The organism is Streptomyces sp. RKND-216, assembly GCF_004795255.1.
Lineage (GTDB): Bacteria > Actinomycetota > Actinomycetes > Streptomycetales > Streptomycetaceae > Streptomyces > Streptomyces hazeniae.
Genome location: NZ_SSBQ01000002.1, coordinates 634,307 through 650,212 on the forward strand (window position 1 = coordinate 634,307; position 15,906 = coordinate 650,212).

A 15,906-nucleotide genomic window follows, 5' to 3' on the forward strand; every position below is an offset into this window, starting at 1 on the left:
CGGCGGCCGGGGCGGGCTCGGGCGCTGCGGCGGGCCCGGGCGCGGGTGCGGGCGCTGCGGCGGGCGCGGGCGCGGTGTCGGCCGCCCGCGGGCGCGGCCGTGCGGTGTCGGTGGGTTCAGCGGTCATGACGGAGCCTTCGTTCGACGGCGGACACGAGTTGCGGGATCTCCCCCGCCCCGAGGACGTAGCCGGTGACGAGGAAGACGGCGGAGACGACCAGGGCGCCGGCGGAGGCGGCGAGGAGCGCGGACCCGCACAGCTGCGCCACGGCACAGCCCGCTGCGGCGGCGAGCGCGGCGGCGCCCAGTAGCCGGACCAGCCCGCCGAGTACGCGGGGCAGGTCGACGGCTACGGCGACGTGCCGGCTGGCGCGGCGGCCGGTACCGGCGAGCAGCAGGATCGCGGTCAGGGTGATACCGGCGGCGTTGGCGGCGGCGATGCCGTGGGTGCCCCACAGACGGCTGAGGGCGACGCCGCCGAGGATGGTGACCAGGAGGCCGGCGACCATCGTGCACGCCGGGTACCAGGTGGGACGACCGGTGGAGAAGAAGGGGCGGACGACCGCGCCGACCATGCTGTGGCCGAGGAGTCCGAGGGCGTAGACGCGCATCACGGACGCGGTGGCCTCGGTGTCCTGCGCGCTGAACGCGCCTCGCTGGAAAAGGAGTTCGATGATCTGCGGGGCGCAGGCGAAGACGTAGGCGGCGCCGAGGAGGACCACGAGCGCGGCGCCCGCCAGGTCGCGTTCCACCCGGCGCCGCACCGTCTCCGCCTCGCCGTCGGCGAGGGCGCGGGCGACCAGCGGGAAGGTGACGGTGCAGATCATCAGGGACAGCGCCATCGGGATCTGCGCCACTTTCTGCGCGTAGTTGAGGTGGGAGATCGCTCCGGCGGGCAGCGAGGAGGCCAGGTAGCGCTCCACCAGCACCTGCGACTGGCGGCCGATGGTGAACAGCGCGATGGGCAGCAGCACTCCGGCGCCGACCGTCGTGGTGGCGCGGCTCGCGCCCGGAGCGCCGTCGGGACGCCCTCCGCGGAGCTCCCGGCGCCCGGCCCGGCGTCCGGCCTTTCCGCGCGGCATCACGCGCAGGAAGAACGGCAGTTGGACGAGCACCATCAGCGCGCCTCCGACGGCCACCCCCAGTGCTGCGGCGCGTACGCCCCACAGGGCGTGGAGCACCAGCACGGTGGCGACGATGCCGAGGTTGTAGGCGACGTAGATGGCGGCCGGGGGCACGAAGCGGCCGTGTGCGCGCAGCCCGGCGCTGAGGTAGCCCGCGGTGCCGAAGGTGAGCAGGGTGACGGCGGTGAGCCGGGTGCACTGCACGGCCAGCTCCGGGTCGGCCAGGCCCGGTGCGAGCGTCCCGACAAGCCCGGGGGCGCCGACCATGAGGAGCCCGGACGCGCAGGCCAGGGCCAGCAGCAGGCGGGGCAGGGAGCGCGTGAGCAGCGCGCGGACCGGGTCCGGGCCGCCGTCGGCCTCCCCCGCCGCGTGGGCGGCCCGGGTGGCGCGCAGCGCGGCACGGCGGGACAGGGCCAGGCTGAAGGCGGGAATCAGCACCAGCGCCATGGCGTCCTCGATGAGGAGCGTCGCGGCGATCTCCGGGACGGTCCAGGAGACGAGGAACGCGTCGGTGGCGGCTCCGGCGCCGTAGAGGTGGGCGATGGTCTGGTCGCGGACCAGACCCATCAGGGCTCCGGCAACGGTGAGCGCGGCGGTGGCCGCCGCGGCGCGGGCGATGAACCGGCCCTGCCGGCCGCCGGCCGGGACCGCGTCGTCCGACGTTCGGTCGGCTGCTGACGGGACGTCGGGGAGCGAGCGGGTCCCGGGAGGCTCCGGCACGTCCACGGGCGGTTCGGTCTCGGTGTGGGCCACTTCGGTCACCGGCGGTCCTCCCCCGGACGCAGTGCCGCCGGGCAGAGCGCCCACCAGGCGGCGATGCCGAAGAGCACGGCGGTCAGCACGGTGGAGGGCCCGCCGATGTCGGCGTAGAGGAAGTCGACGAGCTGCCACACCAGCAGGCCGACGGCGGCCAGCCCGCAGTCCGTGCCGTCCGGTGGCCGGGCCCCGCCGGGCACGCGACGGTCTGCGGACGGCGGGCGGCGGAGGCGGCGGAGCCGCGCCAGCGCGCACCCCAGCAGGGCGAGCCAGCTGCCCGCGACGAGCGTCAGCCCGATCAGGCCCTGTTCGCCGAGGATCAGCAGGTACATGTTGTGCGGGGAGAGCAGCGGCTCCCGGTGGAAATCCACGCCCGCGCCCGCGGTGTCGCTTCCGGAGGACAGGGCGAGGGAGGCGTGCCCGTCGCGGTGGCCGGGGAAGCCCTTGAGCCCGACGCCGGTCGCCGGGTTCTCGCGCCACATGCTCACCGCGGCGGCCCACATGGCGTACCGGTCGGTGACGGACTGGTCGGGGCTGCTGGCGACCTGGGTGATGCTGGCCAGCCGCGCGCCGATCATCTCCGTGCCGACGCCGGCGCCACCGACGAGCACCACGCCCGCGGCGAGCAGCAGGGTGAGGGTGCGGGCGGCGAGCCGTGCACCGGCCAGGAGCAGCATCACGCCGCCGGCGCAGACGGTGGCGATCCAGGCTCCGCGGCTGAACGACACGGTCAGCGGGACGACGAGGGCCGCCGCGGTGCCCAGCGCGGCGGGACGGAGCCAGCGCGGCGCGGACGGGGGCGGGGCGAGACCGACGGCGAGCAGCAGTAGGAGGCCGTAGGACACGACGGTCGCCATGCCCATCACGTCGAGCGGGCCGAAGGTGCCGACCGCGCGTACCGTGCGGCCCTGGTAGGACGCGCCGGTCGCGGTGAGGTACTGGTGAACGCCGACCGCCCCCTGCACCACGGCGACGGCGACGATCGCGCCCGCCGCGGGGCGCAGGTCCTCGCGGGTGCGCAGCAGCAGCACCACAGCCGCGGGCACCAGCACGAACACCTGGAGGTAGCGGACCAGTCCGAGCAGCGCCTCAGCGGGCTGCGGGGAGGTGGCGGCGGCGACCGCGAACGCGACGGCCGGGGCGGCGAGAACGACCGCGGCCGGTGCGGTCAGCGGGCGGCGGCGTTCGCGCACCAGCGTCACCGCGCACCACAGGACCAGCAGGGCGGAGGCGACGTCGGCCGGTGCCACATGGGTGGCCGCGGCGGTGTCGGCCGACCCCCCGGGAACGCACAGCAGCAGCACGGTGGCCGCCACCGGCAGCACCCGGACGTACCGCGACTGCCCGGCGACCCGGAGCGCCACGGCTGCCGGGAAGCGGGGGGAGACCGCCGCGGTCGCCGTCGCGGGATGCCCGGTGGTCACGTCAGCTCCCTCCCAGGCGGAAGACGGACCCGGCGGTGCGCAGCAGGATCTGGACGTCCTGCCAGAACGACCAGGTCTCGATGTAGTGGTTGTCGAACCGGGCGCGGTCCTCGATGGAGGTGTCGCCGCGCAGGCCGTGGATCTGGGCGAGGCCGGTGATGCCGACGGGCATCCGGTCGCGGGCCGCGTATCCGGGATGTGCCGTGCTGAACTGCTGGACGAAGTAAGGGCGTTCGGGGCGCGGTCCGACCAGGCTCATGTCGCCGCGCAGCACGTTCCACAGCTGCGGGAGTTCGTCGAGCGAGGTGCGGCGGAGGAAGCGGCCGACGCCGCTCATGCGCCGGTCGTGGGCGACGTTCCAGCGGGTGGCCGACTCGTGCGCGTTCGCGGGCCGCAGGGTGCGGAACTTCAGCATCACGAACGGCCGCCCGTGGGCGCCGACGCGTTCCTGCCGGAAGAGGACACCGGGCCCGTCGGAGCACCGGACGGCGAGCCCGCACGCCGCCAGCACGGGGGCGGAGACGACCAGCGCCAGCGCGGCGACGGCCAGGTCGAGTCCGCGTTTGGCCACGCGTGCCGCACTCCGCCGGGGCGGCGGGTCCAGCCGGGCACAGGGAAACCCCCACACGTGGCCCGTCTCCGCCGTCCGCCACGCGACCTCGCCCGCGACGGTCTCGCCGTCGACGACCCACACCGTGCAGCCGAGGGTGCGGAAGAGTCGTACCAGCGCGGCGGTGTCGGGGTCGGCCTGCGCGGGGCGGGTCAGCACCGCGTCGCACACCGCGTTCTGGACGACGGCGCGCGTGACGTCCTCCGCCGCCGTCAACACCGGAACGGGAAGGCCGGAGCCGTGGACGCCGGGGGGCGTGAGGGCCTGCGCCGCGGAGGGGGGCACCACCAGGCCGACGGGCCACATGCCGTACTCGGGATGCTCGTGCAGGACGGCGGCGACCCGGTGCCCGGCGGACTCGGGGCCGACGACCAGGGCGGAGCGCGGGTTGTGCCGCTGCCGCCGCCGACGCCAGGCGTACAGCGCCCCGCGCAGCAGCGCCGCCAGGGCGACGTGCACGGCCACGAGGGACACCAATCCCGTCCAGCCGAGGGTCGGTTCGGGGCGCACGGCCGCCACCACGGTGGTGGCGGCGCTCCAGGCGAGGGCGGCCCGCCAGAGCAGGGCGGGGAGTTCGCCGAGCGCGGTGCGGTGCGGCCCGCAGCGGTACAGCCCGCCCTGCTGATGCAGCGCGATCAACGTGAGCACGGCGGGAGCGAGGTCCAGGACGGCGGCGTGCGTGCCGCTCCCCGCGAGCAGGGCGGCGGCGGTCGCGGCGAGACAGTCGGCGGCGACCAGGGCCGCGAGCGCGCCCCGCCCGCGCCGGGCGGCGCCGCCCGGCCGCCGGGGGCCGCTGCGGGGCTCGGGGATGCCGGGGCCCCCAGGGGCCGGCTCGACGGCACGCGTCTTCTCCCGGTGCCCGTCGCGTCTCTCGAGGTCGGCGGGCAGGGCGTCGGCCCCGGTGCTCTCCATCGTCATCGGCTGATCAGTTCCTCGCGGTCGCGGTCGCGGTGCGGCTGGCCGGTCAGTTCGCGGTAGAGGGCCTCGACGGCGGCGGTCGTCACCGTGATGTCGCGGGTCGCGCGTACGTGGCGGCCGGCCTGTTCGCCGAGGGAGATGCGCAGGGCCGGGTCCGCCAGCAGCCGGACAAGCCCGGCGCCCAGCCCGTCCGGGTCCTCGGGCGGTACCAGGCATGAGGCGTCGTGCCCCGGGGGCAGGGATTCGCGGGCTCCGGCGACGTCGGTGAGCAGCACCGGGCGGCCGCAGGCCATGGCCTCCAGCGGTGCGAGGGCCATTCCCTCCCAGCGGGACGGCTGCACGACGAGATCGGCCGCCGCGTACCAGGGGGCCGGGTCCGGGCAGGCTCCCGCGAACAACACCCCGGCGGGGGCGACGGCGCGCAGCCGCTCTCGGTCGGGGCCGTCGCCGACGAGGACCAGACGGGCGCCGGGCGACCGCGAGGTGACGGCGGGCCAGGCCCGCAGCAGCAGGTCCTGGCCCTTCTGACGGCAGAGCCGGCCCACGCACACGACCAGGGGCGCGCCGGAGAGGTCGAAGACGCCGCCCGTCCCGACCGCGCACGGCGCCAGGCGGTGCCGGGCGCGCGCCGCCTCGGGCGGGGTGACGGGCGTGAACCGTGCGGTGTCGACCCCGTTGGGGATCACCGTCCAGCGGGCGCGGATTCCGGCGGAGCGGCCGCGTCGTCGCTCCGCCTCGCTGACGCAGACCACCCGGGCGGCCCAGCGCGCCGCGCGGCGCTCCCAGTGCAGGGCGAGGTGTGCGGGGAGTCCGGTGACGGCCTCGAACGACCAGGCGTGCGGCTGGAAGACGGTGGGCAGCCGGCCGCGCAGCGCCAGACGTACGGCCAGCCCGGCCTTGGCGCTGTGCGCGTGGACCAGGTCGGGGGCGGTGCGCCGGATGATGCGGGCGAACCCGGCCGTCTCCCGGGGCAGTGCCGCGCCGGGTTCGCGGCCGGCCTCCCAGGAGTGCACCTCGGCTCCGTGCGCGGCGAGCGTGGTGGCGAGTCCGCCCTGCGACGGGCAGGCGGCGACGACGCGGAGACCGTTGGCGAGCTGGGCGCGGGCCAGGTCCGCCACCACGCGGGCGACCCCGCCGTCGACGGGCTGGACGACGTGCAGGACGGTGCACGGCCGGTCCTTGGACTGCTGTTCCTGCACGCGCACCTCTCCCAGACGGTCGGGTCGGTCACGGCCCTGCTGCCGGACGTCCGGCGAACGGCCGCACGCGGCCGCCTCCACGGGGCACATCCGGCACGGCAGCCCAGCACAGCCCGGGCAAATCGGTCTAAACCGTGCCAGAAGGAAGGCTGAAAATCACGCAGGACGCGCGAAGTGTGCAGAAAGGGTGGAGAACCTCGCACCGTAGGCTCTTCGGACCATCGGACGACCCCCACCCGACGTCGCTCCGCCCCCGTGCGCCACTGGGCAGAGCGAGCCGCCGAGTAAAACTTTGTGAATCGCTTCACACTTTCTCTTGGCTGCGCGCTCGGTTCGTGCTGAGATGCGGTCACATCCGGCTCGAGGGCGCGCTTGGGAGGCACAGTGGCGGAGTCCGCCATGGCACGTGCGGTACGTCGACAGGAAGAACTTCCGTCACCGGCAGCCGCCTACGGCGGCGACTCACCGGGCGAACGGGCCGTCTGGCGGCTGCGCTCCCGCGGCTGCTGGGACGACGCGGCGGCGCTGCTCGAACCCTACGTACCGGACTCGCCCGCGACCGCGCTGCGCCGGGCCTCCCTGCTGGTCGAGCGCTGCATGTTCACCGGAAGCGGCTGGGAGGCCGCCGAGGACGCCCTGCGGCTGGCGGAGGCCGCCGCCCGCGACGACGACGCCCGGGGCGCCGCGGCCAGCGAACGCGGCCATCTCGCGTACGTGGCCACCGTGCTGGGGGTCCGCGACCGCTCCGACGAGGCGCGTGCCGCGCTCGGGCGGGCCGCCGCGCTGCTCGATCCGGCATCGCCTGCGCGGGCGATGCTGGACTACCGGCGCGGACTGGTCGCCGAACACGTGAGTGACAACACGGAGGCGGCGCAGGCCGCCTACCGGCGCGCACACACCGGCGCAACGGCGCACGGCGACGCCCTGCTGTGCTCCTTCACCTGGCGGCACCTGGCCGGCCTGGCCCTGCGCGAGGGCGAACTCACCGAAGCACGGCACGGCTTCACGGAGTCGCTGCTGCTGCGGGAGAGGCTCGGCTTCCTGGTGGGCATGGCCCCCGCACTGGTCGCACTGGCGGACGTGCAGGAGGAGCACGAGGCCACCCGACTACTGGAGGAGGCGACCCGGCTGTTCCGCCTGCTCGGCGGCGTGCCGACCTGGCTCGCGTCCCGGCTCGAAGCCGCCTGAGCCCAGCCCGGGACGGCGGCGACACCTTCCTCCCGGCAGGTCGCCGGAGCTGCCGAAACCCGGACCGGACGCGGCTCGCAGGCGGTCGGCACGCCCGCGCGGTATCCGGAACGCGTACTTCCGAAACCGCAGAACGGGCACGGCCCGTTCACACGGCAGGGTGAATTTCTGCCTTCCCCATGCCTCTTGTGACCCTCTCGCTGAGCTGTCGATACTCCCCACGTCACCGGAAATCTCCGACCTGCCCTCCACCCCCCACCGGGCCGGGAGCCGGGACGCGGACCGAACGGCACTCCAGCCGTCCGGTTCGCCCCCACAGAACCCCACACATGGAGGAACGCGTGAAGGTCAGACCCCCTGTCTCGACACAGACCGTCAAGCGCGGCAAGGGCATAGCCGCCCTCGCGACCGGCCTCGTCGCCGCAGTCGTCCTGACATCGCCCACCGCCACCGCGGCCCCCGCTCCGGCCCCGTCGGAGCGGGCGACCCCTGAGGCCGCCATGGCCGTCGCCGAGACCCTGGGTTCGGCCCAGACCGGCGGCGCCTACAAGGCGGACTCCGGCCGGATGGTCGTCACCATCACCGACAAGGCCGACGCCGCCAAGGTGGAGAAGGCCGGCGCGGTGGCGAAGGTCGTCAAGCACAGCCAGGCCGAACTCGCACGGGCCGCCAAGGCCATCGAGCACCAGGCCGACGTCAAGGGCACCGCCTGGTCCGTCGACCCGGTCTCCAACACGCTGTCCGTCGCGGCCGACAGCACGGTGGACGCCAAGGAGATGGCCACGCTCCGCAAGGTCGCGGCCGACTTCGACGGCGCCGTCACCATCGAGCGGACCAAGGGCGAGTTCACCAAGCTGATCCGCGGCGGCGACGCCATCTACATGTCGACCGGCGGCCGGTGCTCGGCGGGCTTCAACGCCCGCATCGGCAGCACCTACTACGTCATCACCGCCGGTCACTGCACCGAGGGTTACCCCAACTTCTCGGGCATCGGCCCGACGGCGGCGTCCAGCTTCCCCGGTGACGACTACGGCGTCATCCGCAACGACTCCAGCTCCACCCCGGGCGTGGTGAACCTCTACAACGGCAGCACCCGGGACATCACCGGCGTCGGCAACGCCTACGTCAACCAGTACGTGCAGCGCAGCGGCAGCACCACCGGCCTGCACAGCGGGTACGTCACCGGCCTGAACGCCACCGTCAACTACGGCGGCGGCGACGTCGTCTACGGCATGATCCGCACCAACGTGTGCGCCGAGCCCGGCGACAGCGGCGGCTCGCTCTTCGCCGGCAACACCGCACTGGGCATGACCTCCGGCGGAAGCGGCAACTGCTCCTCCGGCGGCACCACGTTCTTCCAGCCGGTCACCGAGGTGACCAACCGGTACGGGCTGGTCGTCTACTGACCCACGCCCCTCCTCTGACGGCGGCGCCTCAACGGGCCGCCGTCACCCGGAACGCACGGAACCGGCGGTCCCGGCCCACGCGGCCGGGGCCGCCGCCGCGTGCGGCGCGAGATGGGCGCGCAGGATGCGTTCGGCGGCGGACAGGTCCCGGGCCAGCAACGCCTCGACCAGCGCGACGTGTTCGGCCGCCGCGGACACCAGTCCGGGGGTCGGCGCGCCGCGGGTGACCGGAGGGGCCGGGGCGCGGCGGTGCACGTCCTCGGCGAACTCCACCAGCCGCCGGTTGCCGGCCGGCTCCAGCAGCGCGCGGTGGAAATCCCGGTCGGCCTCGGCGTAGGCCGCACGGTCGCCGCGTGCGGCGGCGGTGACGGTCCGCTCCGCGAGCGGGCGCACCGCCTCCCAGGTCCGCCGCCCCTGCGTGGCCCCGAGACGCAGCACTACGGGCACTTCCAGCAGCAGGCGGATCTCGGCGAGTTCGGCCGCGTCGCGGGGGCTGTGCTCGACGACGCGGAAGCCGCGGTTGGGGACCGTCTCCACCAGCCCCTCGCCCGCGAGCTGCTGCATGGCCTCGCGCACCGGCGTCGGCGACACGCCGTGGGCCTCGGCGAGCGCGGGCGCGGAGTAGACGCGGCCCGGTTCCAGCTCGCCGGTGGCGAGGGCCCGTCGCAGGGCGGCGAGGACCTGTCCCCGGACGGAGTGCCGGCGGGGCAGCCGCGGGGGCACCGGAAGCACGTCGTCCGCGAGGACGTGCGCGCCGCGGGCGGGTGACGCGGGTAGAGGTCCGGGCCGGGCCCCTATGGGGGTCTCCGCTCGGGTCTGCTCCATCTGTCCCTCCTCGCGTCGACCAGCACCCTAGGCGGACGCGCCGCGAGATCAAACCCCGGGGATTTCGAGTAAGGTAAGGCTTACCTGCAATCGATCAATCGAGTTCGGTGGTCCCCGCATGGCCGTGCCCGCGTCCGCATCCGCCGCTGCGCCCCTCGCCGCTGCCGTGGCGACGCCTGCGACCTCGCCGTTCACGGCCGCCTACGACCGGCTCTCCGCCGTCTTCCCGTCGCTCCAGGTCACCGAGACGCCGGTGCTGCCGGACGGCGAGGGCTGGGTGGCCGCTGCGGACCTCGCCGGGGGCGGTCCCGCACTGGACGCGTTCCTCGCCTTCGACGCCGACCAGGTGCGCCGCGACTACGGCCAGGAGGCCCGTCCGGACGTGATCGCCAGCTTCGGCCTCCACCGCTACGCGTGGCCGGCCTGCCTGCTGGTGACCCTGCCCTGGTTCCTGCACCGGCGCGTCCCCCGCATCCCGGTCGGCGCGGTCGCGCTCCAGCGGGCCCTGGGGCGGCTGGCCGTGCACATCGAGGAGTTCGCCTGCCTCCCCGGCGACCCGGCCGCCCGGCTTCCCGGTGCCGTCGTCGTGCCGGACGAGGAGGCGCTGCGGGCCGAGGTCCGCGCGGCCGTCGCCGACCATCTGGGACCGGTGCTGGACGGCTTCCGCCCCCGTATGCGGCGCGGCTCCCGCGCCCTGTGGGGCATGGCGACCGACGAGATCGCCGAGGGCCTGTGGTACCTCGGGCACCTGCTGGGCGAGGAGGACCGCATGCTGGAGGAGGTCGGGCGCCTGCTCCCCGGCGGCACCCGCCCCTACCCGGGCGGGGCGTCGTTCCGCGTGCTCACCGGGCCCGGCGGCGAGGCGCTGACCACCCGCGACCGGGCTTCGTGCTGCCTCTTCTACACCCTCCGCCCGCAGGACACCTGCGTCACCTGCCCCCGCACCTGCGACGCCGACCGGATCGCACGCCTGTCCGCACGAGGCTGACACGTTCGACCCCTGGCGTCCCTCTCCGGCCCCACCGCCGCCCTTTGGCGTGCTCTTGCGCGGAATCCGGGCGCCGGGCGCGCCCGCTGGTCCAGGATGCTCCGCGACGCACACCGCAACCGCAACGAGCCGTGAGGGACGCGAGGGCACCCGATGACACTGACCGACATGACGCTGAACTGGGTGCTGGCGTGCTCGGTGCTCCTCGTCGGCGCCCTGATCGCCGTCTTCCTGCTGGCGCGCGGGCGCAAGAAGGCGGACGAAGGCGCCAGCGGCCAGGCCGACTCCTGGGAGCGGATGGAGGAACGCCGTCGCCGCAAGGAGACCGTGTACGCCATGGCGTCGTACCTGCTGCTGTTCTGCTGCGCCGCGGTGGCGGCGGCCCTGTCGTTCCACGGCCTGGTCGGCTTCGGCCGCCAGAACCTCAATTTGTCCGGCGGCTGGGAGTACCTGGTCCCGTTCGGGCTGGACGGCGCCGCGATGTTCTCCGCCGTGATCGCCGTGCGCGAGGCCAGCCACGGAGACGCCTCGCTCGGCTCCCGGCTGCTGGTGTGGACGTTCGCCGCGGCGGCAGCGTGGTTCAACTGGGTGCACGCCCCGCGCGGGGACGAGCACGCGGGCGCGCCGCAGTTCTTCGCCGGCATGTCGCTGTCCGCCGCCATCCTCTTCGACCGGGCGCTGAAACAGACCCGCCGTGCGGCGCTGCGCGAACAGGGCCTGGTGCCGCGGCCGTTGCCGCAGATCCGGGTGGTGCGGTGGATGCGGGCGCCCCGGGAGACGTTCCGCGCCTGGTCGCTGATGCTGCTCGAAGGCGTGCGGACCCTGGACGAGGCCGTCGACGAGGTCCGTGACGAGCGGCGGCGTCAGGAGGACGAGCGCGCCCGGCGCAAGGAGCAGGGCCGGCTGGAGAAGGCACGGCTCAAGGCGTTGAACCGGCAGCACCGGCTGTGGCACCGGAGCGGCGCACCCGGCACGGCGCCGGTGGAGGTGGAGATCGGCGCGCCGAGCGCGGCCGGTCAGCCGCGGGCGGCGCTGCAGCCTGCGGCCGTGGACGTGGAGGTCGAGGACGCCCCGGCGACTACCCCGCCGCAGCCGCGGAGTTCCAAGGGCGTGCCGGACGCGAGCGACGAGGAACCGCTGAGCAAGGCGGCCAACCCCCGGCTGGACTCCCTGGAGGAGAAGCTGCGCGACATCGAGCGGTCCTTCCACTGACGACGGCGGCCCGCCGGAGCGGCCCGGACGGGCTCAGCCGGTGGGGACCTGCCAGACGGCGACCGCCGTACGGTCGTCGCCGTAGGCCGGTGCCGGCCCCTGGACGTCGGTGAGGAACGTCGCCGGTGCCGGCGGCTCTTCCGCGCCCGCCCACCGGGAGGCCAGCGTGTCCGCGAAGGCCGGGTCCCCGCGCAGCGGCACGGCGAGGCCGGCGCTGCACAGCAGCAGCGCGTCGCCCGGCTCGGTGGCGACCACCCGGAAGCGGAACGGGGGCGGGAGCGCCCGCCCGGCGGCGCCGTCGCCCGGCTCCGCCCCGTCCTCCTCGCCGCCCTCACCCTGCGGCAGCCGCGGGTCGGGCAGGTGGGCCGCGCGCCAGCGCGGCGGGGTCGCAGCGTGCTCCTCGACCGGCTCCAGATCCGTCCACTCCCCGTCGCGCAGGCGGAAGAGACCCCCGCTGCCGGTGCCGAAGACGACCCGGGTCGCGCAGTCCGGATCGGCCGGCAGCAGCAGGCAACGCAGGTCGGCGCTGTACGCGTCGGGCGCGAGGGAGAGCGCAGCGGCCTGGGCGCGCAGCCGCCCGTAGCAGCGGTCGGTGAGTCGTTTCAGGCCGCTGGACAGCGTGGCGCGGCGGTCCGTGGCGATGTCCTCCACCAGGCGGGCGCGGCTGCGGCCGACGGCCTCGCCGATCGTCTGGCAGAGTTCCCGCGCCGCGCGGCGGCCGGCGGGCACGGAGCTGGAGCCTGCCCCTCGGGCCACGCCCCCGTGGCCGGGAGGGCCACCCTTCGCCACGGCGACGAAGAGCAGCGCCTCGCGGCCGGTGCCGAAGCAGGCGGTGAGCAGCGCGTCGCCGCGCGGTTCGCCGCGCTGGCGGGCGGAGCCGCCGCGGGCGGACACGGCGCGCAGCACCAGGGAGGCATGGCGGGCGCCGTCCAGCACGGTGTCCGGCACCAGGTCGGACAGGGCCCCGGGGTCGGCGTCGGCCAACACGCCCGGCTCGGGCGGCTGGAGCAGCCGGCGCGGCGCCCCGGTGGAAACGGGCGGCCGTCCGGCAGCCCCGAAGGCCCCGCGCATACCGCGCCACCGGGTGCGGCCGGCGGGACGCGGGGAGGGCGGCGGGGCAGGTGCCCGGCGCGGTCGGCCCACCGTCTCGCGGGGCGGTGCGTCGCCGGGCGCCGCGTCGTCTGTCGCGGGGTCGGCGGCCTCGACGGCGTCCACCGGGGCGGCCGGGTCCACCGCCTCGGGCGGGCCCGCGTCGCCCAGCGGGTCCACGGCTTCGACGGGGTCCGGCGCAGCGGATGACGGCGCAGGGGCGCGTGGCGGCAAGGGGGCGGGAGCCTCTGGAGCCGGGGCGGGCGAGGGCGCCGGGGCGCCGTCGACCAAGCCCGGGGCGTCCTCTTCGGGAGGGGCCGGGTCCGGCGATCCCCTCGTGGAGGCGCCTACCGCGAGGGCGGAGGCGAACCGGTCGTCGATGGTGTCGGCCGCGCCGGAACCGCCGGTGTCCGGCGCGTCCGTGTCGTACAGCCTGCCCCACCAGGTGTCGCCCCCGACACCGCGTTCCCGCCCCGAACGGGCGCCGGTTGCGGGCACGTCGGCCGGACGGGGCCCGTCCGCCTCCCCCTGATCGCTCATCCGTCCATTGTGGTCGCGCTGCGGCGGACCGGAAGACCTCGGGCGGAAGGACCACCCGACCGGAGGCGAACGGCGGACCGCTCATACGACCGGCTGCCGATGCGCGAGGGCGGACGGCGTGTGAGGCTGGCGGCATGACGGACACATCGGGGCGCGCGCCGGAGCCGTTGACCGGGGCCGAGCGCGACTACCTGGCCTCGCAGCGACTCGGCCGGCTCGCGACCGTCGACGGGCACGGGCAGCCGCAGGCCAATCCCGTCGGCTTCTTCCCGCAAAAGGACGGCACCGTGCTGATCGGCGGCCGGGCGATGGGCGACACGAAGAAGTGGCGCAACCTGCTGCGGAACCCGAAGCTCTCCCTCGTCGTGGACGACCTGGTGAGCGTACGGCCGTGGCGGGTGCGGGGCGTGGAGATCCGGGGCGAGGCGGAACTGCTGACCGGGCCGCACGAACTGGGGCCGTTCTTCAGCGACGAGGTCATCCGCATCCACCCGCGCTGGGTGCACAGTTGGGGGCTGGAGGACTGAGGCGTCCCCCGGCCCCCGCGCCTGTGCCTCACAGCGGGGCGGGCAGCGCTCCCTCCAGGGTGAGCAGCGTGCGCTTGCGGTCCAGGCCGCCCGCGAAGCCGGTGAGTGAACCGCTCGCCCCGACCACCCGGTGGCAGGGGTGTACGACGGTCAGCGGGTTGGAACCCACGGCGCCGCCCACCGCCCGCACCGCCCTCCGGTCGACGCCGGCCATGTCGGCGAGCGCGCCGTAGCTGACGGTCGAGCCGTACGGGATCTCGTCCAGGGCCGCCCAGACGCGCTCGCGGAAGACGGTGCCGGCGGTGGCGTGCACCAGGTCGAACTCCTTGAGATCGCCCGCGAAGTAGGCGTCGAACTGCTCCTGCGCGTCGCGGAACGCCTCGTCGTCGCGCCGCCAGCCGGTGCCGACGACGGCGCCGCCCTTCTGGCCGGGCATGGAGATCCAGGCGAGCACGCCGCGCTCGGGTCCGGCGAGCAGCAGGTCGCCCAGGGGCGTGGGGTGGGTGGTGTACAGCATCAGGTGTTCTCCTCAAAGGTGCGGGGACGTGCGGCGTTCCAGAGGTGGTGCAGGGCGTAGCTGCGCCAGGGGCGCCAGCGGTCGGCGGCGGCGGGCGCGGCGCCGACGGCGGCGAGGCCGTGCCGCACGCCGACGTCGCCGGGCAGGAAGACGTCGGGGTCGCCGAGCGCCCGCATGCGGACGTAGTCGGCGGTCCACGGGCCGATGCCGGGGAGGGCGAGCAGCGCACGGACGGCCTCCTCGCGGTCGGCGCCGGGCGCGAGGACGACTGGGCCCCACCCTCCCGCGGCCGCCACCCCCTCTGCGCCGGGGGGACGTCCGCCGTCTAGCGCGGCGGAGAGCGTGCGCAGGGTGCGCTTGCGGCTGCCGGGCATGCCCAGTTCGTCCAGGGGTGCGTCGGCCAGCGCACCGGGCTCGGGGAAGAGGTGGGTGAGCGCGCCGTCCGGCACGGGCAGCGGCTTGCCGTGCGCGGCCACGAGCCGTCCGGCGAGCGTACGGGCCGCGGCGACGGTGACCTGCTGACCGAGCACCGCGCGGACGGCGATCTCGTCGCCGTCGGCCGAGCCGGGCGACCGCAGACCGGGGTCCGCCGCGAGCAGCGGGCCGAGGGCCGGGTCACCGCCGAGGCGTTCGGCGACGGCGTACGGGTCGGCGTCCAGGTCGAACAGCCGACGCACGCGCTGCACGGCCGCGGTCAGGTCGCGCAGATCGGTGAGGCGCAGCCGGGCGTCCAGCCAGCCGTGCCGTCCCGAGGCGGTGCTCCCGGTGCGCTCGTCGACCTCGACCACGCCGGTGCCGTAGGCGAGGGCGAGGGTGCGCCGGTAGGTGCGCGCGGGGGCCTCACCGCGCACCTCCTCGATGCCGGGGACGGCGCGGCGGGCGAGGAAGTCGAGGATGCGGCCGGCGGCGTACGGTCCCCGGTACGCGAGCCGCAGCGGGACCCCGGCGTACGGCCCGCCGCCCGTCCCCGTCGCGCCGTTCTCCCCGGCGGCTGGCGCCGGACCGGCGGACCCGAGGCCGCCGCGCCGTGCGGCGCGGAGGCCGCTCGGCGTCGCGTCGTAGGTCTCCCGGATCGTGTCGTTGAACTGCCGCACGCTGGCGAACCCGGCGGCGAACGCGATCTCCGTCACCGGCAGGGTCGTGGTCTGGAGGAGCACGCGGGCGGTGTGGGCGCGCTGGGCTCGGGCCAGGGCGACGGGGCCGGCGCCGAGTTCGGCGGTGAGCTGCCGCTGCACCTGCCGGGCGCTGTACCCGAGGCGGGCGGCGAGCCCGGCGACGCCCTCCCGGTCCACCACGCCGTCGCCGATCATCCGCATGGCCCGGCCGACGACGTCGGCGCGCACGTCCCACTCCGGCGAGCCGGGCACGGCGTCCGGTCGGCAGCGGCGGCAGGCACGGAAACCGGCGCCCTGCGCGGCCGCGGCGGTGGGGTGGAACCGGACGTTCTCCCGTTTCGGGGTGACGGCCGGGCAGCTCGGACGGCAGTAGATCCCGGTGCTCGTGACGCCCAGGAAGAACACACCGTCGAACCGCGCGTCACGGCTGCGTACTGCTTCGTACCTGCTGTCTTCTGTGGTCACGGG

At 75.6% G+C, this 15,906-nt stretch carries 13 protein-coding genes; 5 read left to right on the forward strand and 8 right to left on the reverse strand.

All coding sequences use genetic code 11. From position 1 onward, the window contains the following. Window positions 1-116 precede the first annotated feature (116 nt). The 4 genes from E4198_RS03105 to E4198_RS03120 form a co-directional block, all read right to left on the reverse strand. Complete coding sequence (locus E4198_RS03105) at window positions 117-1,886, reverse strand: lipid II flippase MurJ (RefSeq protein ID WP_247597529.1); 1,770 nt, start codon at window positions 1,884-1,886, stop codon at window positions 117-119. Next, window positions 1,883-3,244, reverse strand: coding sequence for an O-antigen ligase family protein (locus tag E4198_RS03110; protein WP_247597848.1), 1,362 nt, complete (start codon window positions 3,242-3,244; stop codon window positions 1,883-1,885). Before E4198_RS03110 ends, E4198_RS03105 begins: the two co-directional genes overlap by 4 nt. Window positions 3,245-3,305: 61 nt before the next feature. Continuing rightward, complete coding sequence (locus E4198_RS03115) at window positions 3,306-4,832, reverse strand: sugar transferase (protein WP_247597530.1); 1,527 nt, start codon at window positions 4,830-4,832, stop codon at window positions 3,306-3,308. Then, window positions 4,829-6,031, reverse strand: a complete 1,203-nt coding sequence (locus E4198_RS03120; protein WP_247597531.1) for a glycosyltransferase family 4 protein — start codon at window positions 6,029-6,031, stop codon at window positions 4,829-4,831. The genes E4198_RS03115 and E4198_RS03120 overlap by 4 nt, the downstream gene beginning before the upstream one ends. 399 nt (window positions 6,032-6,430) lie before the next feature. Here E4198_RS03120 and E4198_RS03125 point away from each other — a divergent pair, with 399 nt between their 5' ends. Beyond that, window positions 6,431-7,219, forward strand: a complete 789-nt coding sequence (locus E4198_RS03125) for a hypothetical protein (protein ID WP_136181779.1) — start codon at window positions 6,431-6,433, stop codon at window positions 7,217-7,219. A gap of 341 nt (window positions 7,220-7,560) precedes the next feature. Further along, window positions 7,561-8,625 (forward strand): S1 family peptidase, encoded by a 1,065-nt coding sequence (locus E4198_RS03130; RefSeq protein ID WP_247597532.1) that lies wholly within the window; start codon window positions 7,561-7,563, stop codon window positions 8,623-8,625. 42 nt (window positions 8,626-8,667) lie between these two features. Here the strand turns inward: E4198_RS03130 and E4198_RS03135 are convergent, their stop codons facing one another. After that, window positions 8,668-9,450: a GntR family transcriptional regulator gene (locus tag E4198_RS03135; protein ID WP_136181781.1), complete on the reverse strand. Its 783-nt coding sequence runs from the start codon at window positions 9,448-9,450 to the stop codon at window positions 8,668-8,670. Window positions 9,451-9,568: 118 nt separating this feature from the next. Between E4198_RS03135 and E4198_RS03140 the strand changes: the two genes are divergently transcribed. Further along, window positions 9,569-10,438 carry a (2Fe-2S)-binding protein gene (locus tag E4198_RS03140; RefSeq protein ID WP_136181782.1) on the forward strand — a complete coding sequence of 290 codons (870 nt, stop codon included), beginning with the start codon at window positions 9,569-9,571 and terminating at the stop codon, window positions 10,436-10,438. A gap of 153 nt (window positions 10,439-10,591) precedes the next feature. Next, on the forward strand, window positions 10,592-11,650 hold the full coding sequence (locus tag E4198_RS03145) for a DUF2637 domain-containing protein (RefSeq protein WP_136181783.1): 1,059 nt from the start codon (window positions 10,592-10,594) through the stop codon (window positions 11,648-11,650). Window positions 11,651-11,683: 33 nt separating this feature from the next. Here E4198_RS03145 and E4198_RS03150 read toward each other — a convergent pair whose 3' ends face one another. After that, window positions 11,684-13,279, reverse strand: a complete 1,596-nt coding sequence (locus E4198_RS03150; RefSeq protein WP_136181784.1) for a protein phosphatase 2C domain-containing protein — start codon at window positions 13,277-13,279, stop codon at window positions 11,684-11,686. A 134-nt stretch (window positions 13,280-13,413) separates the two neighbouring features. On the opposite strand from E4198_RS03150, the gene E4198_RS03155 reads away from it, so the two are divergent. Continuing rightward, window positions 13,414-13,806: a PPOX class F420-dependent oxidoreductase gene (locus tag E4198_RS03155; protein WP_136181785.1), complete on the forward strand. Its 393-nt coding sequence runs from the start codon at window positions 13,414-13,416 to the stop codon at window positions 13,804-13,806. Between the two features lie 28 nt (window positions 13,807-13,834). Here E4198_RS03155 and E4198_RS03160 read toward each other — a convergent pair whose 3' ends face one another. Both E4198_RS03160 and E4198_RS03165 read right to left on the reverse strand, forming a co-directional pair. Beyond that, window positions 13,835-14,323: a methylated-DNA--[protein]-cysteine S-methyltransferase gene (locus tag E4198_RS03160; protein ID WP_136181786.1), complete on the reverse strand. Its 489-nt coding sequence runs from the start codon at window positions 14,321-14,323 to the stop codon at window positions 13,835-13,837. After that, the gene (locus E4198_RS03165) at window positions 14,323-15,903 is read right to left on the reverse strand and encodes an AlkA N-terminal domain-containing protein (RefSeq protein ID WP_136181787.1); all 1,581 of its coding nucleotides are present in this window, start codon (window positions 15,901-15,903) and stop codon (window positions 14,323-14,325) included. Before E4198_RS03165 ends, E4198_RS03160 begins: the two co-directional genes overlap by 1 nt. Window positions 15,904-15,906: the final 3 nt, after the last annotated feature.